Below are 18,583 nucleotides of genomic sequence, written 5' to 3'. Positions count from 1 at the left end.
CCACACGCGAGATGTCCTCCACGGACTCCGATCTCGCGCAGCACGACGGGGGCGGCGTCACGTCGCCCCCGTCCGTGCGGCGGGGTAAGAGTCGTCCACGCGGCCTGGGTTGGAACGGCCGCCTGGAAGTCCTCCTCATGGTCGGCCCCGCCGTTCTCTTCTTCGTCGGGTTCGTCATCTTCCCGGTCATCATGGCCGCCTACTACGGGTTCTTCCGCTGGTCCGGCTTCGGCCCGGCGATCGACTTCGTCGGCCTGCGCAACTACTTCGTCATCTTCAGCGACCCGAACTTCCAGGCGGCTCTCGGACACAACGTCTTCATCGTCGTCATGTCGCTGGTGATGCAGGGCCCGGTCGCGATCCTGCTCGCCCTGCTGCTGAACCGCCGAATGCGCGGTCAGTCCGTCATCCGCGTCCTGATCTTCGTCCCCTACGTCATCGCCGAGGTCGTCGTCGGCACCGGCTTCAGCCTGCTGCTCGCGACCCGCGGCGCCCTCAACGACTTCCTCGAGAACGCCGGACTCGGCTTCCTCGCCTCGGAGTGGCTGAGCGACCCCGCCATCGCCATCTGGACGCTCATGGCGATCCTCACCTGGAAGTACGTCGGCTTCGCCGTCATCCTCTTCCTCGCGGGTCTGCAGAGCGTTCCGGAGGAGCTGTACGAGGCCGCCGCGATCGACGGCGCGTCCTACTGGCAGATCCAGCGGCGGATCACCCTGCCGCTGCTCGGACCCACGATCCGCATCTGGGCGTTTCTGTCGATCATCGGCGCCCTGCAGCTGTTCGACCTCGTCTACATCATCTGGGGCCAATACGTCGCCTCCGTCGCCGGGACCAACACCATGGCCATCTACATGGTCGCCACCGGTCGCAACGCCGGCAACTTCGGCTACGGCAACGCGGTCGCCGTGGTCATCTTCCTCATCTCGCTCGTCGTCGCCCTGGTCTACCAGCGCTACGTGCTGCGACGCGACACCGCGGGCGCGATCACCGAAAGGGGTGCCGGATGAGCACCATGACCATCACCACCCATCGCGCCGCCGACAAGCGTCGGGGCGGCATCCGGCCCGCTCCCGGCCCGAAGCTGCCGTGGGGTCCGCCGAGCGTCTACTTCATCGCGCTCGTGGTCATCGGGCTCATGCTCGGCCCGGTGCTGTACATCATCATCGGCGGGTTCCGCAGCAACTCCGAGATCACCGTCAACCCGTCGGGGCTTCCGACCGAGTGGCGCTGGGAGAACTACGCCAGCGTCCTGACGGCCCCGCAGTTCTGGACGCAGGTGGGCAACTCCACGATCGTGGGCCTCGCCACCACCGCCGGCGCCGTCGCGCTCGGCCTCATGGCCAGCTACGTCATCGGCCGGTACAGCTTCCGCGGCCGCGGCGCGCTCTACGCGCTCTTCGCCGCGGGACTGATGTTCCCCATCACCGTCGCCATCACGCCGCTGTACATCGTCATCCGCAACCTCGGCCTGATGAACAGCCTCCCGGGCGTCATCCTGCCGCAGATCGCGTTCGCGCTCCCGGTCACCATCATCATCCTGGTGCCGTTCCTGCGGGCGATCCCGGATGAGATCCAGGAAGCGGCGTACATCGACGGATGCGGACGCCTGGCGTTCTTCTGGCGCATGGTGCTGCCGCTGGCGATCCCCGGCGTCATCACGGTGTCGATCCTCGCCTTCATCGGCAGCTGGAACGCCTACCTCCTCCCGCTGTTCATCCTCAACAACGAGGCGGCATTCACCCTGCCGCTCGGTGTGCAGCAGTTCTCCTCCCAGTACTCCGTCGACACCGCCCGTGTGCTCGCGTTCACCTCGCTCTCGATGCTCCCCGCGCTGATCTTCTTCAGCCTGTTCGAGCGTCGGATCGTCGGTGGACTCACCGGCGCCGTCAAGGGCTGAGCGCCGCATCCGCTGACCCAGCGCATCGGCTCGGCAAGAAAGCAGAATCGTGACAACTCCCGCCGTTCCGGCATCCCCTCGCGTCCTCGAGCTCCTCGGGCGCATGACCATCGAAGAGAAGGTGGCCCAGCTCGTGGGCTTCTGGATCGACCAGGGCGACGACGTCGTGGCGCCCATGGCCGGCGAGATGAAGACCTCGACGCGCTTCGAGGACGCCATCACGGACGGCATCGGCCACTTCACCCGCGTCTACGGGACCCGGCCCGTGGACCCGCAGGCGCGGGCGGAGTGGCTGTGGGCCGAGCAGCGGCGCCTGCAGACCGAGACGCGTCTCGGCATCCCGGCTCTCGTGCACGAGGAGTGCCTCACCGGCCTCGCGGCGTGGAAGGCCGCGACCTTCCCGACGCCGCTGGCGTGGGGAGCGGCGTTCGACCCGGACGCGGTCGAGGAGATGGGGCGCCTCATCGGGGCGTCGATGCGCCAGCTCGGCATCCACCAGGGCCTCGCCCCGGTGCTCGACGTCATCCGCGACCCCCGCTGGGGCCGGGTGGACGAGTGCATCGCCGAGGACCCCTACGTCGTCGGCACCATCGCGACCGCGTACGTGCGGGGGCTCCAGGATGAGGGCGTCCACGCCACGCTGAAGCACTTCGTCGGGTACTCCGCGACCCAGGCCGGACGCAACCACGCGCCCGTCCACGCGGGCCGGCGCGAGATCGAGGACGTCTTCCTCCCGCCGTTCGAGATGGCCGTCCGCGACGGCGGCGTCCGGTCGGTGATGAACTCCTACGCCGAGATCGACGGCGTTCCGGTCGCCGCCTCCCGCGAGTACCTGACCGAGCTCCTCCGCGAGCGCTGGGGCTTCGACGGGGTCGTGGTCTCGGACTACTTCTCCGTCGCGTTCCTGAAGAGCATGCACGCGATCGCCGCCGACCTCGGCGAGGCCGCACAGATCGCGCTCGAGGCGGGGATCGACGTCGAGCTTCCGACCGGGGACGCGTTCCTCTTCCTGGCCGATCGCGTCCGCGACGGCATCCTCGCTCCCGAGGTCCTCGACCTCGCGGTGACGCGCGTGCTCGTGCAGAAGGAAGAGCTCGGCCTCCTCGACGCCGACTTCTCCACCCCGCCGACCGACGTCGACCTCGACACCCCCGCCCACCGGGCGCTCGCGCGCCGCCTCGCCGAGGAGGGGACCGTGCTGCTTACGAACGACGGCGTCCTTCCCCTCGCCCCGGGCACGCGTCGCATCGCGGTCGTCGGTCCCAACGCCGACAGCGCCGAGGCGCTCATGGGCTGCTACTCGTTCGCCAACCACGTCCTCGCCCACCACCCCGGGACCGAAATGGGCTTCGCCATCCCGACCGTGCTCGAGGCGCTCCGCGCCGCACTGCCGGATGCCGAGATCAGCCACGCCGCCGGCTGCACGGTCGAGGGCGACGACACCTCCGGCATCACCGAGGCGGTCGAGCTCGCCCGCGGCGCGGAAGTCGCGGTCGTGGTCGTCGGCGACCGCGCGGGCCTGTTCGGGCGCGGCACCGTCGGCGAGGGCAACGACGTCGAGTCGCTCGAGCTGCCGGGCGCCCAGCGCGCCCTCGTGCAGGCGATCGCGGCCACCGGCACGCCCGTCGTGATGGTGATGCTCACCGGGCGCCCCTATGCGATCGCGTGGGCGGTGGAGGGCGACGCGCGCCCCGGCGCCGTCGTCCAGGCGTTCTTCCCCGGCGAGGAGGGCGGTACCGCCCTCGCGCGGATCCTCACCGGCGCCGTCTCGCCGTCCGGCCGGCTCCCGGTATCGCTGCCGCGGTCGGCGGGCGCGCAGCCGTACTCCTACCTGCATCCGATTCTCAGCGGTCCGTCGGAGGTCACGAGCGCGGACAGCACCCCGGTGCTCCCGTTCGGCCACGGTCTCAGCTACGCCTCCTTCCGGCACGAGGACCTCGCCGCGGATGCCGAGGTGCGGGCGGGACGGAGCTTCCGCGTCGCGGTCACCGTCCGCAACAACTCCGACGTCGCCGCCGACGACGTCGTGCAGCTTTACGGGCACGACCTCGTGGGGAGCATCACGCGGCCGACGGCGCAGCTCCTGGCCTACCGCCGGGTCGCCCTGCAGCCCGGGCAGTCGATGCGGGTGGCCTTCGAGGTCCCGACGCAGCGGCTGGCGTTCAGCGACCGCTCGTACACCCGCATCGTCGAGCCGGGCGAGGTCGACCTGTGGGTCGGGCCGTCGAGCGCGGTGCGCGAGGCCACGACACGGATCGCGATCGTCGGCGACGTGCACCACGTGCACGCCGACGACCCGCGGGTCGCGACATCCGTCATCTCGTCCCTCCCCCGTGCGGCGGCGGTCGACTCCGACGCCGTTCCCGCGGGCTCGCCGATCCCCGTCTCCGTCGGCTGACCCGCCCGTCTCTGCTCGTGGCCCCGGCGGACGGTTCGCCGGGGCCACGAGCGGAACCGGACGATCCGTCCCACCGGCGTCGCGAGCGCGCGGGTATCGTCGGGAGGAAGCGAAGGAAGGCCCACCATGTCGATCTCCACCGACCGCCGCCCCCGAACCGAAGCCGAACTCCAGCAGATGGCCAAAGACCACCTGTGGATGCACTTCGCGCGCCAGTCGGTGATGACCGACGGCCCCGGCGTCCCGATCATTGTCAAGGGCGAGGGCCACCACATCTGGGACTCGCAGGGCAAGCGCTACATCGACGGGCTCGCGGGCCTGTTCGTCGTCGCCGCCGGGCACGGGCGCAAGCGGATCGCCGAGGCGGCAGCCAAGCAGGCGGAGGAGCTCGCGTTCTTCCCCATCTGGTCGTACGCGCACCCCGCCGCGATCGAGCTCGCCGACCGCATCGCCGACTACGCCCCCGGCGACCTCAACAAGGTCTTCTTCTCCACCGGCGGCGGTGAAGCCGTCGAGACGGCCTTCAAGCTCGCCAAGTACTACTGGAAGCTGCAGGGCAAGCCCACCAAGCACAAGGTCATCTCGCGTTCCGTGGCGTACCACGGCACCCCGCAGGGCGCCCTCGCCATCACCGGCATCCCCGCGATGAAGGAGATGTTCGAACCCCTGACCCCCGGCGGCTTCCGCGTCCCGAACACCAACTTCTACCGCGCGAGCGACATGGGCGCCCCCACCGGCAGCCTCGAGGAGTTCGGCGTGTGGGCGGCGGACCGCATCGAGGAGATGATCCAGTTCGAGGGCCCCGACACCGTCGCCGCCGTCTTCCTGGAGCCGGTGCAGAACTCCGGCGGATGCTTCCCCCCTCCCCCCGGCTACTTCCAGCGCGTCCGCGAGATCTGCGATAGGTACGACGTGCTCCTGGTCTCGGACGAGGTCATCTGCGCCTTCGGCCGGATCGGGCACATGTTCGCGTGCGACGCCTACGGCTACCAGCCCGACATGATCACCTTCGCCAAGGCCGTCACCAGCGGCTACTCCCCGCTCGGCGGAACGGTGATCAGCGACCGGATCTACGAGCCCTTCGCCCACGGCGACCGCGCGTTCTACCACGGCTACACCTTCGGCGGTCACCCGGTCTCCGCCGCCGTGGCGATGGAGAACCTCGACATCTTCGAGGAGGAGGGGCTGCCCGAGCGGGTGCGCGAGAACTCCCCCCTGTTCCGGCAGACGCTGGAGAAGCTCACCGACCTCCCGATCGTGGGCGACGTCCGCGGCGACGGGTACTTCTTCGGCATCGAGCTGGTCAAGGACAAGGCGACGAAGGAGACGTTCGACGACGACGAGTCCGAGCGGCTCCTGCGCGGCTTCCTCTCCAAGGCGCTGTTCGATGCCGGCCTCTACTGCCGCGCCGATGACCGGGGCGACCCGGTGATCCAGCTGGCCCCGCCGCTGACCATCGGACCGAGCGAATTCGTCGAGATCGAGCAGATCCTCCGGAGCGTGCTCACCGAGGCCTGGACGCGTCTGTGACGCTTCGGAGACACGTGTCCAATCGCGTCTGCGGATGCCGCACACGATGCCCCCGGGGGGTTTAGAGTTCATCCGTGGGAACCATTTACTACGGCGGGTCGGACACCCCGATCCACATCGAAGACCGCGCTCTGGCACACCTGAAGGTCGTCATCGCCACGAAGCTCCGACGCGACGAGACCTTCACGCTGTCGTGGACGCATCCCGAGGATCAGCCGCGGGGCCGCAGCACGATCTGGGTGCACCCGGCGATCCCCCTGCGGTTCGTCTTCGACGACCCTGAGCCCACCGAGCTCAGCCGTGAGTGGATCGAGGTGCTCGCGAACTCGGCGAACTCGTCCGGCGGCATCACCCTCGTCGCCGAGCACTTCGACACCGGTCCCGTCCCGGTCGTCACCGGCGACGGCGCCGGCGGCGCGGGCGCGGTCCCCGGCGTGGACGGCGACGGCGCCGTGAATCTCGGAAACGTCGAGGTGGACCACCTCGAGATCGACAAGCTCAGCGTCGAGAACGTCTCGCGCGGCGAAGGTCAGATCGAGAGCTGACCCGCGTCTCGCGCGCCCCGGGCGTCAGCCGCGCTCGGGGGTGTCGTCGGCGGGCGGCTCGGGCAGGATGTGGAGCCCATGGGGCCCGCTGGCGGCGAGCATCATCGCCTCGACCCAGTGACGGTTGATGCGCGGGTTGCGGCCGCCGTAGAAGTGGAACTGCATCGGCACCGACGGGTGCATCCAGAAGCTGCGTCGCCCCGATCCGTCGCCCATCTCGGCGTCGAACATGAACGACTCCGACCGGCGCAGCTTGTTCATCACCACGATCCGCAGGTGCGCCAGCGTACGGTCGTCGATCTCCACCGACGTCGCGGTGGAGTCGTAGATGAACCTGCCCATGGGATGAGCCTACGGCGGGGATCCCCCACGGGGCGACCACGGCCTCTACCGGCCGCGCGGCGATCCGCGTAGCGTCGGATCAGGCCGATGACGCGGCCTCTCGATGACGAGGAGACCCGATGCGCGCACCGAAACCGCTGACCGCCGACACCTCCATCGCCGATTGGCTCGCCGACCCCGTGGGCAACGCGATCCTCACCGATCTGCTCGCCCAGGCGGGGCAGACGCCGGACGCCTTCAAGCCCGTCCGCCGCTTCGCCATCAAGCGCCTCGTCGCCCTCAGTCGCGGCGCCTTTACGCAGGAGATGCTCGACGAGATCGTGCAGCGCGCGCAGGCGGGCGAGATGCCGGGAAGCGCCTCGGGCGCGAACACGAGCGGCGACGGTGTGGACGCGGCGCCTGAGCCTCCCGCCCCCGCGGCCCCGGCATCCGCTCCGGCATGGACCGAGCGGGTCGACCGCGGCCGCTTCGAGGGCAAGACCGTGATCGTGACCGGAGCCGGGTCCGGCATCGGACGGGCGACGGCATCCCGCATCGCGCGCGAGGGCGGACGGGTGGTCGCGGTCGACGTGAGCGCGGAGCGGCTGGAGGCCTTCGCCGCCGCTCACCCGGACGCCGACGTCGTGCGTCTCGTCGCCGACATCACCGACGACGCCGACATCGAGGGCATCGTCGAGGCGGCCGGCGAGCGGATCGACGCCCTGGCGAACGTCGCCGGGATCATGGACGACATGACCGGGGTCGGAGAGGTGACGGATGCCGTGTGGCAGCGCGTCTTCCGCGTCAACGTCGACGGCACCATGAAGCTCATGCGCGCGGTCGTCCCGGCCATGCTCGCGCAGGGCGCCGGGTCCATCGTCAACGTCGCGTCGGAGGCGGCCCTGCGCGGCTCGGCCGCCGGCGCTGCGTACACCGCGTCGAAGCACGCGGTGGTGGGGCTTACGCGCTCGAGCGCCTTTCTCTACGGTCCGAGCGGCATCCGGGTGAACGCCGTCGCGCCCGGTCCGACGATCACGAACATCGAGGCCTCGTTCGCCTCACCCCTGGCCGCCGAGCGCATCCAGACCGCCATGGTGGTGATGCCCGACCCGGCCGTCGCCGAGGCCGTCGCGGCATCCATCACCTTCCTCCTGTCGGACGACGGCGTGAACGTCAACGGCGCCGTGCTGCCGAGCGACGGAGGGTGGTCGGCGGCCTGAGGCGCGGCCCGGCAGGTCGGAGGCGTGGGCCGGCGGGTCAGAACGGCCAGATCAGCGGCACGTAGAAGACCGCCATCAGCAGGAAGAAGATCGCCAGCGGGATGCCGAGGCGCCAGTAGTCGCCGAATCGGTAGCCGCCGGGCTCCATCACCATGAGGTTCGCCGGCGTCGCGATCGGGGTGAAGAACGCCGCGGCACCCGCGACCGTCAGCGCCATCATGAACGGCTGGATCGACAGCTCGAGGCTGGTCGACACCGCCGCGGCGATCGGCGCGACGATCAGCACCGTCGCGGCGTTGCTGATGAGCTGACCGAGCACGAGCGTGAGCACGCAGAGGGCGAAGAGCGCCACGCGCGGTCCCGAGTCGCCGAGGAGGCCGAGCAGCGCGCCGGCGACCAGATCGGCGGTGCCGGTCTCGAAGACGGCGGTGGAGAGGGGGATCATCCCGGCGATGAGGATCACCGTCGTCCACGACACCGCCTGGTACGCCTGGTTCACGCTGACCGCGCGCGTGACGACGAGGGCGCCGGCCGCGAGGAGCGCCGCAGCCGCGGGCGGGACGAGACCGGTGGCGAGGAGCGCGATCATGAGCCCGAGGATCACCAGCGACCGCCGCGCGCCCCGCCCGAGCGGCACCGAGCGCCGGAGGCGGTCCGGTGCGTCGACGGCGAGCATGCCGGGAAGCGCGGCGTGACGGACGAGATCGTCCCACTCGCCCTGCAGGAGCAGGACATCGCCGATCTGCAGCACGAGCTCCTGACCGCGCGCCGGTTCGTCGCCGCGACGCACCGCGAGGATCACCAGATCGCCGCCCGGGGTCTTCATCCCGGGGGCGATCCGTTCCCCGATCAGGGGCGAACGCGGCCCGACGACGATCTCGGTCACCCCGCTCTGCGGGCCGAGGATCGTGGCGGTGTCGAGGGTCAGGTCGTACTGCTGCCGGAGCAGCCGCGCGTGGCGGGCGAGGTCCACGGGCATGAGCGCGCCCTCGCGCACCGGCAGCAGCCGATCGCCCAAGAGGAGCAGGATCACCACGGTCCCGATGACGAGCGGGACCCCGACGAGCGCGAATTCGGCATACCCGAAGGCCCGGCCGCCGTTCTGGGCGGCGAAGTCCGACACGATGATGTTCACCGGTGTCCCGGTGAGGAGGAGGAGCGACCCCGCCGAGGCGGCGAATGCCAGCGGCATCAGCAGGCGCGAGCTCGGGATGCCCGCGCGGGCGGCGACGACCACGACCAGCGGCAGGAGAGCGGCGACGGCCCCGTTGATGCTGATGAACGCCGTCAGCACGGCGACGAGGAGCGAGATCACGCCGACGAGGATGCCGCGGCGGGTGCCCGCCCGCCCGATGACCTTCTGACCCGCCCACGCGGTGACACCCGACGAATCGAGCGCTTCGCTCACGACGAAGAGTGCGGCGATGAAGAGGACTGTGGGATCGCCGAAGCCGGCGAGCGCCTGCGGCAGGGTGAGCACCCCGGTGAAGAACAGCGCGAGCGCCACACCGACGGCGACGACGGCGAGCGGGACGCGGTTGCTGATGAAGGCCACGACCGCGACCGCCAGGATGGCGAGGGTCGCGACGACGGGGTCCATGCCCTCAGCATGCCATCGCGGCCGCGGAGGCGTGGTGGCCCGCCGCCGGGATCACCCCGGGGCGGGACACCGCGGGTTCAGAGGGTCAGGGTCTCAGAGGCCGGCGAGCGCGGCGTCGAGGTCGGCGAGGAGGTCCTCGACGCTCTCGATGCCGACCGACAGACGCACGAGGCGCTCCGGAACCGCGAGCTCGGTGCCGCGCACGGAGGCGTGGGTCATCTCGTCGGGGTAGTTCATCAGCGACTCCACGCCGCCGAGCGATTCGGCGAGCTGGAACAGCCGCGTCGATTCGGCGAAGCGGCGCGCCGCCGCGGCATCCGCCAGCTCGAGCGACACGATGCCGCCGAAACCGGACATCTGCGCGGCCGCGAGCGCGTGCCCGGGGTGGCCGGGCAGGCCGGGGTAGTGGACGGCCGCGACCCGCGGGTCGGTGGACAGCTGCTCGGCGATGCGCTGCGCACTCTCGGAGTGGCGCCGCATCCGCAGCTCGAGGGTCTTGATGCCGCGGGTCGTGAGCCACGCGTCGAGCGGGCCCGAGACGGCACCGACGGCGAACTGGAGGAACTTCGCCTTCTCGTACAGCGCATCGTCGTTGAGGACGAGCGCTCCGCCGACGACGTCGGAGTGCCCGCCGAGGTACTTCGTCGTCGAGTGCACCACGACGTCCGCGCCGAGGGCGAGCGGCTGCTGCAGTGCCGGGGAGGCGAAGGTGTTGTCCACGACGACGAGGGCGCCGGCGTCGTGTCCGAGCCGCGCGAGACCGGCGATGTCGGTGATCCGCAGCATCGGGTTGCTCGGGGTCTCGACCCAGACGATCTGAGGCGCGCGTTCGGCGATCGCGGCGGCGACGGCATCCAGATCGCTCATGTCGACCACGCGGAGCTTGACGCCCCACCCGCCGAGCACGCGCGAGATCAGGCGGTACGTGCCGCCGTAGACGTCGTTGCCGAGCAGGATCTCGTCACCCGGGACGAGGGCGGCGCGCAGCAGCGCGTCCTCGGCGGCGAGGCCGGACGAGAACGACAGAGCGTGTGCCGCGCCCTCGAGAGCGGCGAGCTGGGTCTCGAGTGCGGTGCGGGTCGGGTTGCCGCTGCGACCGTACTCGTAGCCCTGGCGAAGGCCGCCGATGCCGTCCTGCGCGTAGGTGGTGGAGAAGTGCACCGGCGGGATGACCGCGCCGGTCGTGGGGTCGAAGGCCTGGCCGGCGTGGACCGCGCGCGTGCCGAAGCCGCGCTCGCGGGAGTCGCTTCCGTGGGTGTCGCTCATGCCTGGTCTCCTGCGGTCTCGGGGGCGGGGTTCTCGGGGTGAGGGTCGCTGGGCAGCGAGGGGACGCGGCCGGGGGTGTCGGATGCCGGGATGACGGCATCCGGATCGAAGCCCTGCGCGCGCATCCAGTCGTCGTTGAAGATCTTGCTGAGATAGCCGCGGCCGTGATCGGGGAGGAGCACGACCATGACCGCGTCGGCGGAGAGCGTGCGGGCCGCGCGGAGGGCACCGACGACGGCCATGCCGCTGGAGCCGCCGACGAAGAGGCCCTCCTCGCGGGCCAGACGCCGGGTCATCGCGAACGACTCCGCGTCACCGACGCGGTGGATCTCATCGACGATCGTCGGGTCGTAGGCCTTCGGCCAGATGTCTTCCCCGACGCCCTCGACGTGGTACCCGTGGACGGGACCGCCGGAGTACAGCGACCCCTCGGGGTCGACGCCGACGATGCGGACCGAGCCGCCGGACGCCTCGCGGAGGTAGCGGCCGGTGCCGGTGATCGTGCCGCCGGTGCCGACGCTCGCGACGAAGTGCGTGATGCGTCCGTCTGTGTCGCGCCAGATCTCGGGGCCCGTGGATTCGAAGTGGCTGCGGGGGCCGTTGGGGTTGTCGTACTGGTTCGGCTTGAAGGCGCCGGGGATCTCCTCGGCGAGGCGGTCGGACACCTTGTAGTACGACTGCGGGTCGTCGGCCTCCACCGCCGTGGGCGTCACCACGACCTCGGCGCCGTAGGCCCGGAGGATCGCCCGCTTGTCTTCGGCGACCTTGTCGGGCACGACGAAGACGCAGTTGTACCCGCGCTGCTGCGCGATCAGCGCCAGCCCGACACCGGTGTTGCCGCTCGTGGCCTCGACGATCGTGCCGCCCGGCTTCAGGAGGCCGTCGCGCTCGGCGGCGTCGATGATGTTGCGGGCGATGCGGTCCTTCGCGGACCCGCCGGGGTTGGCGTGCTCGATCTTGGCGAGCACGGTGGCGGAGATCCCCTCGGTGACGCGGTTCAATCGGACGAGAGGGGTGTCACCGATGAGATCGATGACGCTGTGGGCGTAGCGCACGGTGGTTTCCTGAGGTGTCGGCGCCGAAGGGCGCGGTCATCGGGTTGCGGAAGAAGAGGGTGAAGCGAACGCTTCAGAGACAGCAACGACGACAACGACAGGTCAGCACGCGCGACAGTCTAGCCCGCCCCGCCGACCCACGCGACCGTCCCCGCCCCGCCCGGCCGCCCCGGCTCCGCTGCGGGCCGAACTCCTCAGATCCGGCGCGTGTGCCCGCGCACAGGCCCGGTTCCGGTCAACCCGGCGACGTTTGTGAGGAGTTCGGCACGCGCGACGCGCGCGATCGCGCCGCCCGGCGCCGGTTCACTTGCCCCGTCCTGCGGGTCATGGCGCCCCACACCCGCACGAGGCGACGAGTGAACGGAAGGGGTGGGGAGCCCGGCGGGGGCGCGGCGCGGCGCGGGGTCGGGCCGAACTCCTCAGATTCGGCGGGGGTGCCCGCGCACAGGGCTGGGTCCGGCCGGTGCGGCGACGTTTCTGAGGAGTTCGGTACGCGCGACGTGACGGACAGGGCGCGGGCGGGTCAGCCGGAGGCGTTGATGTCGAAGTCGACGAAGCGCTGGTCGTCGCTGGTGAGATGCGCGCGCAGGGGCACACGGATGCCGAGCGCTCGTTCGATCTCGGCGCGGACGTGTCGGCTGAGATCGCGATCAGGAGCGCCGCGCACCTCGTGGCGCGCGCTGACGCTGAGATAGGGCCACCAGTTCTCGATGGGCGGCAGTGGGAGCGGCTCTTCCATCACGACCTCCTGTCAGCCAGTGTGCGCGTGGGTCGTTCAGGGGACGGAGGGGGTTGACAGCACCTCGTGCACGCCGACCCGAACTCAGAGATGGACCTCGTGCCCGTCGCCGTCCCACATCTCGCCGCCCGAGACCTCGGGAGCATCGTCGGGAATGGGGATGAGGGCGAGCGGCACGCCCGCCGAGATCAGCAGGTAGGACGGGCGAGGCTCCCCCTCGCCGTCGTTGACCTGCAGCCAGTGGGTGCCCTGCGCCAGGCCGGTGAGGATCTCGTCCTGCAACTCGACGAGCGAGCGTCCGCCGACGCTGTAGTGCTCGCCGCCGTAGGCGATGTCAATGCGTTTCATCGGGGGTCCCCTTCGGTGCGGCGTCCATCGGCTCGGGGACGAGGTACAGCCCCGCGGGTGAATTGGCGGTGTAGGCGAGCGCATCGATCCACGCCATGTTCAGGCGCGGCTTGCGACTGCCGTAGTACTTGTACACGAGCGACGACCGCGGATGCACCCAGACCGTGGTGCGACCGTCGCCGATGCTCGAGTCGTCCTTCCAGGTGAAGTGGAAGGGTTCACCCCGGCGCAGCTTCGCACCGATGACGAGCTGGAGGTGTGCGAGGGTGCGGTCTTCGAAGTCGACTTTGATCGCCCCGTCGTAGATGAACTTGCCCATGAGGATCCCCTCGATGTGGTCGCGGCGTCGGGTTTCGCGGATTGCGAGGTGCGGCGCGAGGAACAACCCGACACTCCTCCGTCCACGCTGGCGGTTCGGGGCTGCGCGCACCACCCTGTTGACGGATGCCGTCACCCGAGCTATTCGCGCGTCCGAGCCGACCGCGCCCACCGCGTCAGGTCGCGGGGCGGCGGGTGAACGGCGGACGCGCGGGGATGGGGGCGGGCTTTCGGCCCGGCCGGATCGCCGCTCCGGTGCCGAGCTCGGCGGCATCCGTGAAGATGTCGTCGAGGCGCCGATAGTGCCGGACGATTCCCCCGGCGCGCACCCAGGCGGCGTCGTAGCCGCCGCTGTCGGGCTGTTCGATGTAGGCGACCACCTTGGCGGGGTCGCTCGCGGCCGCCGACCGGTCGCACAGACGCCACGAGCGCGCGCTCAGGGCCTCCAGCACCAGATGGCGGACGGGTTCGGTCTTCATGGGGTCCTCACGTGGGTTGGAGGACGACCTTGATGCATCCGTCGTCCTTCTTCTGGAACTTCTCGTAGAGATCCGGGGCGTCGGCAAGGCCGGCCCGGTGGGTGACGAGGTCGTCGAGACCCAGCGGGTCGTCGTCGGCCTCGGCATAGGGGCGGAGGTCGTCGATCCACCGCTTGACGTTGCACTGGCCCATCCGCAGCGTGAGCTGCTTGTCGAACATGGTCTTCATCGGCATGACATCGCTGTCGCCGACGTAGACGCCGCTGATGGAGATCGTTCCGCCGCGGCGCACCATGTCCACCGACGCGTGGAGGGCGGCGAGCCGGTCGACGCCGGTGTTCTCCATCACCGGCCGGGCGAGCGCGTCCGGCAGCGCCGCGGTCACCGCGTGCGCGGCGTGGGCGAAGGGACTGCCGTGCGCCTCGAGTCCGACCGCGTCGATGACGGCATCCGCTCCTCGTCCCTGCGTGTGGGCGATCACGCGAGAGACGTCGTCGTCGCCCTCCCAGGCCTCCACGCCGTGCCGGACCGCCATCGCTCGCCGCTCGGGGACCGGGTCGATGCCGATCACGCGGTGCCCGCGCCGGACGCCGATGCGCGCCGCCAGCTGGCCCACCGGGCCGAGTCCGAGCACCACCAGGGTGGACGGCTCATCGAGTCCGGTGTACTCCACCGCCTGCCACGCCGTGGGGAGGATGTCGCTGAGGAAGAGGTAGCGCTCGTCCGGGAGATCGGTGCCGACCGCGATGGTGTTCTCGTCGGCGAGCGGAACCCGGAGGAGCTCCGCCTGCCCACCGGGCACCTGACCGTAGAGCTTGGTGTAGCCGAAGAGCGATGCCCCCGTGCCGTACTGGTCGTTCTGCGTCGTCTCGCACTGCGATTGCAGCCCGCGGCGGCACATGAAACAGCGCCCGCACGCGATGTTGAACGGCACGACGACGCGGTCGCCCGGCCGGAGGGTGACCACATCCGAACCCACCGCCTCGACGATGCCCATGGACTCGTGCCCGAGGATGTCACCGCGGTCCAGGAACGGACCGAAGAGTTCGTAGAGGTGCAGGTCGGATCCGCAGATGGCGGTCGAGGTGATCCGCACGATTGCGTCGGTGGGTTCTTCCAACCGGGGATCGGGCTCGTCGGTGACGGCGACATGACGTCGCCCCTGCCAGGTGACTGCCTTCATGGGCGAAGCATCTCCCGCGCACCTGACAACGGTGGAGGGGGTTGACAGGCGCGAGGGAGGAGGCGTACCCGCGCGCGCCGCGCACGCGACGATGCCCGCCCCGAAACCGGGACGGGCATCGTCGATATGCGGGTCAGGAGACGTCGCCGCGCCAGGCGCCGGTCTCGCCGCCGCGCGACTCGATGAACTCCTTGAAGTTCTTGAGGTCCTTCTTGACCGCGTGGTCGTCGAGTCCCACGAGCGCGCCGACCTTCTCGGCGACACCCTCCGGCTCCCAGTCGAGCTGCACGGTGACGCGCGTCTCGTTGTCGCCGAGGCGGTGGAACGTGACGACACCCGCGTGCTTGGCCTCGCCCTCCACGGTCGTCCAGGCGACGCGCTCGTCGGGGTGCTGTTCGCTCACCTTCGCGGTGAACTCGCGCTCGGCACCGGCGATCTCAACGACCCAGCGCAGGGTCTGGTCGTCCAGCTGGGTGATCGACTTCACGAAGCTCAGGAACCGGGGGAACGTCTCGAACTGCGTCCACTGGTTGTAGGCGGTGGACACGTCGACATCGACATCGACGGTTTCGATGATCTGGGCCATTGCGTGACCTTCCTCTCGTTGGGAGTTGCCATGCTTCACCCCCGCCCGGACGCGACGCAGGGGGTTGCCTTCGCCCGCCGAGCCTGTTACCGCGCTCGAGGATTCCGGATCGGCGCTAGCGCACGGGGTCGCGGCGGGCAAGCCCCTCGGCTCGAACCCCCGCAGTGCCGAGAGTGGGCGGAGAGGAAAGGAGGGACGCATGAGCGACCCCGACACGAACGAGACCCTCACGTCCGCGCTGCGCGGGACCGATGCGACCGTCACCACCGGAGAGGATGCCGCTCAGGCGGAGTGGGAGGCGTCCGACCGCGACATCCGTGAGGCCCCCGCCGACGATGCGACGGCGACGGGCGCCGACCCGGCCGAGCTGTCGTCGCCCCTGGATGAGGTACCCGCCGAGGACCTCCCCGGCACCAGCGCGCTTCCCGAATCGCAGGGTGCCGATCCGTCTCTGATCGACCTCGGCCCCGATGGCGAGGGCGACCTGTCGCCCGGCGACGACATGCGCTGAACGCGCGCCGCGACATCCGCCCGTTCCACGAAAGGACACGACATGACGCATCATGACCGCCCCGAGGACCACACCCCGACCGACCACTCCGCCGACGGCTACGACAGCGGCACCGGAAATCCGAACACAGACCGCGCGTCGATCGCCGACCTCCCGCCCGAGGATGTCGCCGGTCACCCGAGCCAGGCCGAGGGCGAAGACCCCGACGCCACGGTCCAGGGCGAAGACCCCGACCTCGGCGTCTGACGCCGGCTGACAGAGCCCGAGCGGCCCCGCGTCTCAGGGACGTCCGGGGGCCGCTCCGGCGCTCGACGTGGTGCCGGCGTCCACCCGCACCACGAGCGAGGCGGTGTATCCGGCCGCGGTGTCGCCGGTGACCGTCGCCATCTGCAGTGCCCCACCGTCCTCGCCGAAGACGTTGTCGGACGCAAGGCTCACCCCCGACAGATTGCGCGCCGATCCGTCATACGCCGGGAGAGCGTAGACCGTCTCGAGCATGGCCTGCGGAAGAGCGAGTTGCGAGGTCGCGATGGCGTTTGCCGCGTCCGTGATCGATGCGGCATCCGGATACACCTCGAAGTGGATGTGGGGCCATCGCCCCGCGTAGCACCCGGGAACGATGGTGGTGAAGGTGACCTGTCCGTTCGCGTCGGCGATCTGGACGCCGCGCAGCCACGTCTCACCCGTCACACCGTCGGAGTACATCGAGTACCGCCCCTGCGCGTCGCAGTGCCACGCGTAGACCGCGACTCCCGCGAACGGCGCGTCGCCCGAAGCCATGTCGGTGATCCGCAGGGTCACCTCCGCCGGGACCCCCTCCACGGTCGCGGAGCTCCCGAGGCTCGTGCGCAGATCACGGCGGATGATCCCGGACTGCTCCAGCACGTCCGGGCCGTTCGAGCCGTCACCCGGGTACGGTCCGGCGGTCTCGTCGGGGATCTCCCCGGCGGGAAGTGCGGCGGATGCGGATGCCGAGGCCGAGGCCGTCGGGGTGGGCGTGCCCCCGGATGCGGGGGTCGTCGAGGCCGACGGCGTCGCGGTCGAGGTCGCGAGCGGACTGCACGCGGCGAGCGCGACCGCCCCTGCCCCCAGGCCCACGATGCCGAGGATGCCGCGGCGGCTGACCAGCGTCCCGAGGTCGAAGCCGATGCCCTGGTCGACGACCTCGTCGTCGGGTCGCGCGAGCAGTCGCCCTTCGTAGGCGGGCCCGTCGGGGGTGACGTCGGGGTCGGGGAAGCGGGTCATCTCGGTCTCCTGTCGTCGGCGAGGACTCCAGGATGCGCGGCGGGATTCTCGGCGCCATGTGACGGGCCTGTGCGCGGGCTATGGATGCGGGGCTGTGGGCGACGGCCCCCGCCGCCGCCCACAGCGGTCACCAGGTCGAGATGCGGTCCGACGGGGTCTCGCGCCCGCCGTGGGAGAGGATCGGCAGCGCCCGTTCGAGGGCGAGGTCGATGCGCTCGGAGACGCCGCCCTCTCGCAGCACGTAGCCGTCGAAGTCGGACGTGCTCGCGTACACCCCGAGCGGCAGCGTGAGCGCCTGGAAGAAGCCGAACAGCGGCCGCAGCTGGTGCTCGATGATGAGCGCGTGCCGCTCGCCCCCTCCGGTCGCCGCCAGGAGCACGGGACGCCCGACCAGGGCGTACTGCTCGACGAAGTCGAACAGGTGCTTGAAGAGGCCGGTGTACGACGCGCGGTAGACGGGCGTGCCCACGACCAGCAGATCAGCGGTCTCGATCTGCTCGAGCGCGTCTCGGGCTTCGGGCGGGAGCGCGTCGCGGGTCAGCGCACCGGCGAAGGCCGGGCCGATGGACGCCACTTCGATGAGCGAGCTCTGGACATCGAGGTGCGCGCCGACGCGGCGGAGGATCTCGGCGATCAGAGCGGTGGTCTTGCTGGGCTCGTGCAGAGAACCGGACACGCCCACCACCCGCAGGGCGCGGCGGGGCTCGAGGGCCGTCGGCGCGACCGGGGGCGCCGGCAGGGTCGGAGTCGTCGTCATGCCCCGACGGTACGTCCGGATGCCGCACCCGCGCGCGGTCGGTGACACGGAACGTCGCAGAGCGACACGCGGCGTCATCCGGAGCCCTCCGCTGGCACTCCACCGGGCCCCGTAGCGAACGCGCAATCGGCCGTCAACCCCGAGGCTCCAGACACCGTGTCCGGATATCGTCAGACCACACCGGAGAACACGGAACGGCACGGAAGGCGGGGCGCGATGAGCATCATGTCGGAGGCTTCGCCGGATCGAGTCGACACCACCCGATCGAGTTCCGCATTCTCGACTCCACGGATGCCGGAAGCACACGTGGAACGCATCGCAGACGACGTCTACGCCGTGACCCTCGTCGATGACGCCATCGGTTTCATCGAAGTGGCAGGCCGCATTTTTGTCGCTTCCGTCGGGCCGCGGCGCGACCGAGCGCTCGAGTGCGCGCAGACGCACTCGCTCGACTCTGCGGCGCAGGCGATCGCCGAGATCCACGGCACCACGGTCGCGGGTGCGGCGACCTCGCAGGCGCGGCGCGTCTCGCGCGCGCTGTATCGCCCGCTCCCCTGCTGACGGCACCGGTATCCGCCCGAT

The 18,583-nt window shown here is 70.5% G+C and carries 19 protein-coding genes and 2 pseudogenes; 9 read left to right on the top strand and 12 right to left on the bottom strand.

Features of this window, described 5'->3' with window-relative positions:
* Positions 1 to 11 precede the first annotated feature (11 nt).
* The 5 genes and pseudogenes from AB0O93_RS07580 to AB0O93_RS07560 all read left to right on the top strand — a co-directional run.
* Positions 12 to 1,010: a sugar ABC transporter permease gene (locus AB0O93_RS07580; RefSeq protein ID WP_363342065.1), complete on the top strand. Its 999-nt coding sequence runs from the start codon at positions 12 to 14 to the stop codon at positions 1,008 to 1,010.
* A gap of 5 nt (positions 1,011 to 1,015) precedes the next feature.
* Positions 1,016 to 1,900, top strand: a complete 885-nt coding sequence (locus AB0O93_RS07575; RefSeq protein ID WP_363342539.1) for a carbohydrate ABC transporter permease — start codon at positions 1,016 to 1,018, stop codon at positions 1,898 to 1,900.
* 103 nt (positions 1,901 to 2,003) lie between these two features.
* The gene (locus tag AB0O93_RS07570) at positions 2,004 to 4,298 is read left to right on the top strand and encodes a glycoside hydrolase family 3 N-terminal domain-containing protein (protein WP_363342537.1); all 2,295 of its coding nucleotides are present in this window, start codon (positions 2,004 to 2,006) and stop codon (positions 4,296 to 4,298) included.
* A 126-nt stretch (positions 4,299 to 4,424) separates the two neighbouring features.
* Entirely contained in the window at positions 4,425 to 5,828 is a 1,404-nt protein-coding gene (locus AB0O93_RS07565; RefSeq protein WP_363342063.1) for an aspartate aminotransferase family protein, read from the top strand.
* A gap of 74 nt (positions 5,829 to 5,902) precedes the next feature.
* A pseudogene (locus AB0O93_RS07560) lies at positions 5,903 to 6,193 on the top strand (hypothetical protein); the annotation flags it as partial.
* Positions 6,194 to 6,397: 204 nt separating this feature from the next.
* On the opposite strand, the gene AB0O93_RS07555 reads toward AB0O93_RS07560, so the two are convergent.
* Positions 6,398 to 6,715: a hypothetical protein gene (locus AB0O93_RS07555; protein ID WP_053546461.1), complete on the bottom strand. Its 318-nt coding sequence runs from the start codon at positions 6,713 to 6,715 to the stop codon at positions 6,398 to 6,400.
* A 119-nt stretch (positions 6,716 to 6,834) separates the two neighbouring features.
* Between AB0O93_RS07555 and AB0O93_RS07550 the strand changes: the two genes are divergently transcribed.
* Positions 6,835 to 7,914 carry an SDR family NAD(P)-dependent oxidoreductase gene (locus AB0O93_RS07550; RefSeq protein WP_363342060.1) on the top strand — a complete coding sequence of 360 codons (1,080 nt, stop codon included), beginning with the start codon at positions 6,835 to 6,837 and terminating at the stop codon, positions 7,912 to 7,914.
* A gap of 37 nt (positions 7,915 to 7,951) precedes the next feature.
* On the opposite strand, the gene AB0O93_RS07545 is transcribed toward AB0O93_RS07550, so the two are convergent.
* The 9 genes and pseudogenes from AB0O93_RS07545 to AB0O93_RS07505 form a co-directional block, all read right to left on the bottom strand.
* Positions 7,952 to 9,514 (bottom strand): SLC13 family permease, encoded by a 1,563-nt coding sequence (locus AB0O93_RS07545; protein ID WP_363342058.1) that lies wholly within the window; start codon positions 9,512 to 9,514, stop codon positions 7,952 to 7,954.
* Between the two features lie 93 nt (positions 9,515 to 9,607).
* On the bottom strand, positions 9,608 to 10,780 hold the full coding sequence (locus tag AB0O93_RS07540; RefSeq protein ID WP_363342056.1) for a cystathionine gamma-synthase: 1,173 nt from the start codon (positions 10,778 to 10,780) through the stop codon (positions 9,608 to 9,610).
* Positions 10,781 to 10,887: 107 nt separating this feature from the next.
* A pseudogene (locus AB0O93_RS07535) lies at positions 10,888 to 11,835 on the bottom strand (pyridoxal-phosphate dependent enzyme); the annotation flags it as partial.
* Positions 11,836 to 12,358: 523 nt separating this feature from the next.
* Positions 12,359 to 12,574, bottom strand: a complete 216-nt coding sequence (locus tag AB0O93_RS07530; RefSeq protein ID WP_363342054.1) for a hypothetical protein — start codon at positions 12,572 to 12,574, stop codon at positions 12,359 to 12,361.
* Between the two features lie 84 nt (positions 12,575 to 12,658).
* On the bottom strand, positions 12,659 to 12,922 hold the full coding sequence (locus AB0O93_RS07525; protein WP_363342053.1) for a hypothetical protein: 264 nt from the start codon (positions 12,920 to 12,922) through the stop codon (positions 12,659 to 12,661).
* Positions 12,909 to 13,241: an ATP-dependent DNA ligase gene (locus AB0O93_RS07520; RefSeq protein ID WP_363342535.1), complete on the bottom strand. Its 333-nt coding sequence runs from the start codon at positions 13,239 to 13,241 to the stop codon at positions 12,909 to 12,911. The genes AB0O93_RS07525 and AB0O93_RS07520 overlap by 14 nt, the downstream gene beginning before the upstream one ends.
* A gap of 175 nt (positions 13,242 to 13,416) precedes the next feature.
* Positions 13,417 to 13,719, bottom strand: a complete 303-nt coding sequence (locus AB0O93_RS07515; protein WP_363342051.1) for a hypothetical protein — start codon at positions 13,717 to 13,719, stop codon at positions 13,417 to 13,419.
* A 7-nt stretch (positions 13,720 to 13,726) separates the two neighbouring features.
* The gene (locus tag AB0O93_RS07510) at positions 13,727 to 14,902 is read right to left on the bottom strand and encodes an alcohol dehydrogenase catalytic domain-containing protein (RefSeq protein ID WP_363342049.1); all 1,176 of its coding nucleotides are present in this window, start codon (positions 14,900 to 14,902) and stop codon (positions 13,727 to 13,729) included.
* A 133-nt stretch (positions 14,903 to 15,035) separates the two neighbouring features.
* Positions 15,036 to 15,488 (bottom strand): SRPBCC family protein, encoded by a 453-nt coding sequence (locus AB0O93_RS07505; RefSeq protein ID WP_363342047.1) that lies wholly within the window; start codon positions 15,486 to 15,488, stop codon positions 15,036 to 15,038.
* 199 nt (positions 15,489 to 15,687) lie between these two features.
* Here AB0O93_RS07505 and AB0O93_RS07500 point away from each other — a divergent pair, with 199 nt between their 5' ends.
* Positions 15,688 to 15,999 (top strand): sugar ABC transporter ATPase, encoded by a 312-nt coding sequence (locus tag AB0O93_RS07500; protein ID WP_363342045.1) that lies wholly within the window; start codon positions 15,688 to 15,690, stop codon positions 15,997 to 15,999.
* Positions 16,000 to 16,041: 42 nt separating this feature from the next.
* Positions 16,042 to 16,245, top strand: a complete 204-nt coding sequence (locus AB0O93_RS07495; RefSeq protein WP_363342043.1) for a hypothetical protein — start codon at positions 16,042 to 16,044, stop codon at positions 16,243 to 16,245.
* Positions 16,246 to 16,278: 33 nt separating this feature from the next.
* Here the strand turns inward: AB0O93_RS07495 and AB0O93_RS07490 are convergent, their stop codons facing one another.
* Together AB0O93_RS07490 and msuE are read right to left on the bottom strand one after the other, a co-directional pair.
* Positions 16,279 to 17,244 (bottom strand): intradiol ring-cleavage dioxygenase, encoded by a 966-nt coding sequence (locus AB0O93_RS07490; RefSeq protein WP_363342041.1) that lies wholly within the window; start codon positions 17,242 to 17,244, stop codon positions 16,279 to 16,281.
* A 127-nt stretch (positions 17,245 to 17,371) separates the two neighbouring features.
* Positions 17,372 to 18,001, bottom strand: a complete 630-nt coding sequence (gene msuE / locus AB0O93_RS07485) for an FMN reductase (protein WP_363342039.1) — start codon at positions 17,999 to 18,001, stop codon at positions 17,372 to 17,374.
* A gap of 291 nt (positions 18,002 to 18,292) precedes the next feature.
* Here msuE and AB0O93_RS07480 point away from each other — a divergent pair, with 291 nt between their 5' ends.
* On the top strand, positions 18,293 to 18,562 hold the full coding sequence (locus AB0O93_RS07480; protein ID WP_363342037.1) for a hypothetical protein: 270 nt from the start codon (positions 18,293 to 18,295) through the stop codon (positions 18,560 to 18,562).
* The last annotated feature ends 21 nt before the right edge of the window (positions 18,563 to 18,583 follow it).

The organism is Microbacterium sp. NPDC077184, from assembly GCF_040687055.1.
Classification (GTDB): domain Bacteria; phylum Actinomycetota; class Actinomycetes; order Actinomycetales; family Microbacteriaceae; genus Microbacterium.
Note: the sequence above shows the minus strand (reverse complement) of the source record. Positions and strands in the feature narration are given on the sequence as shown.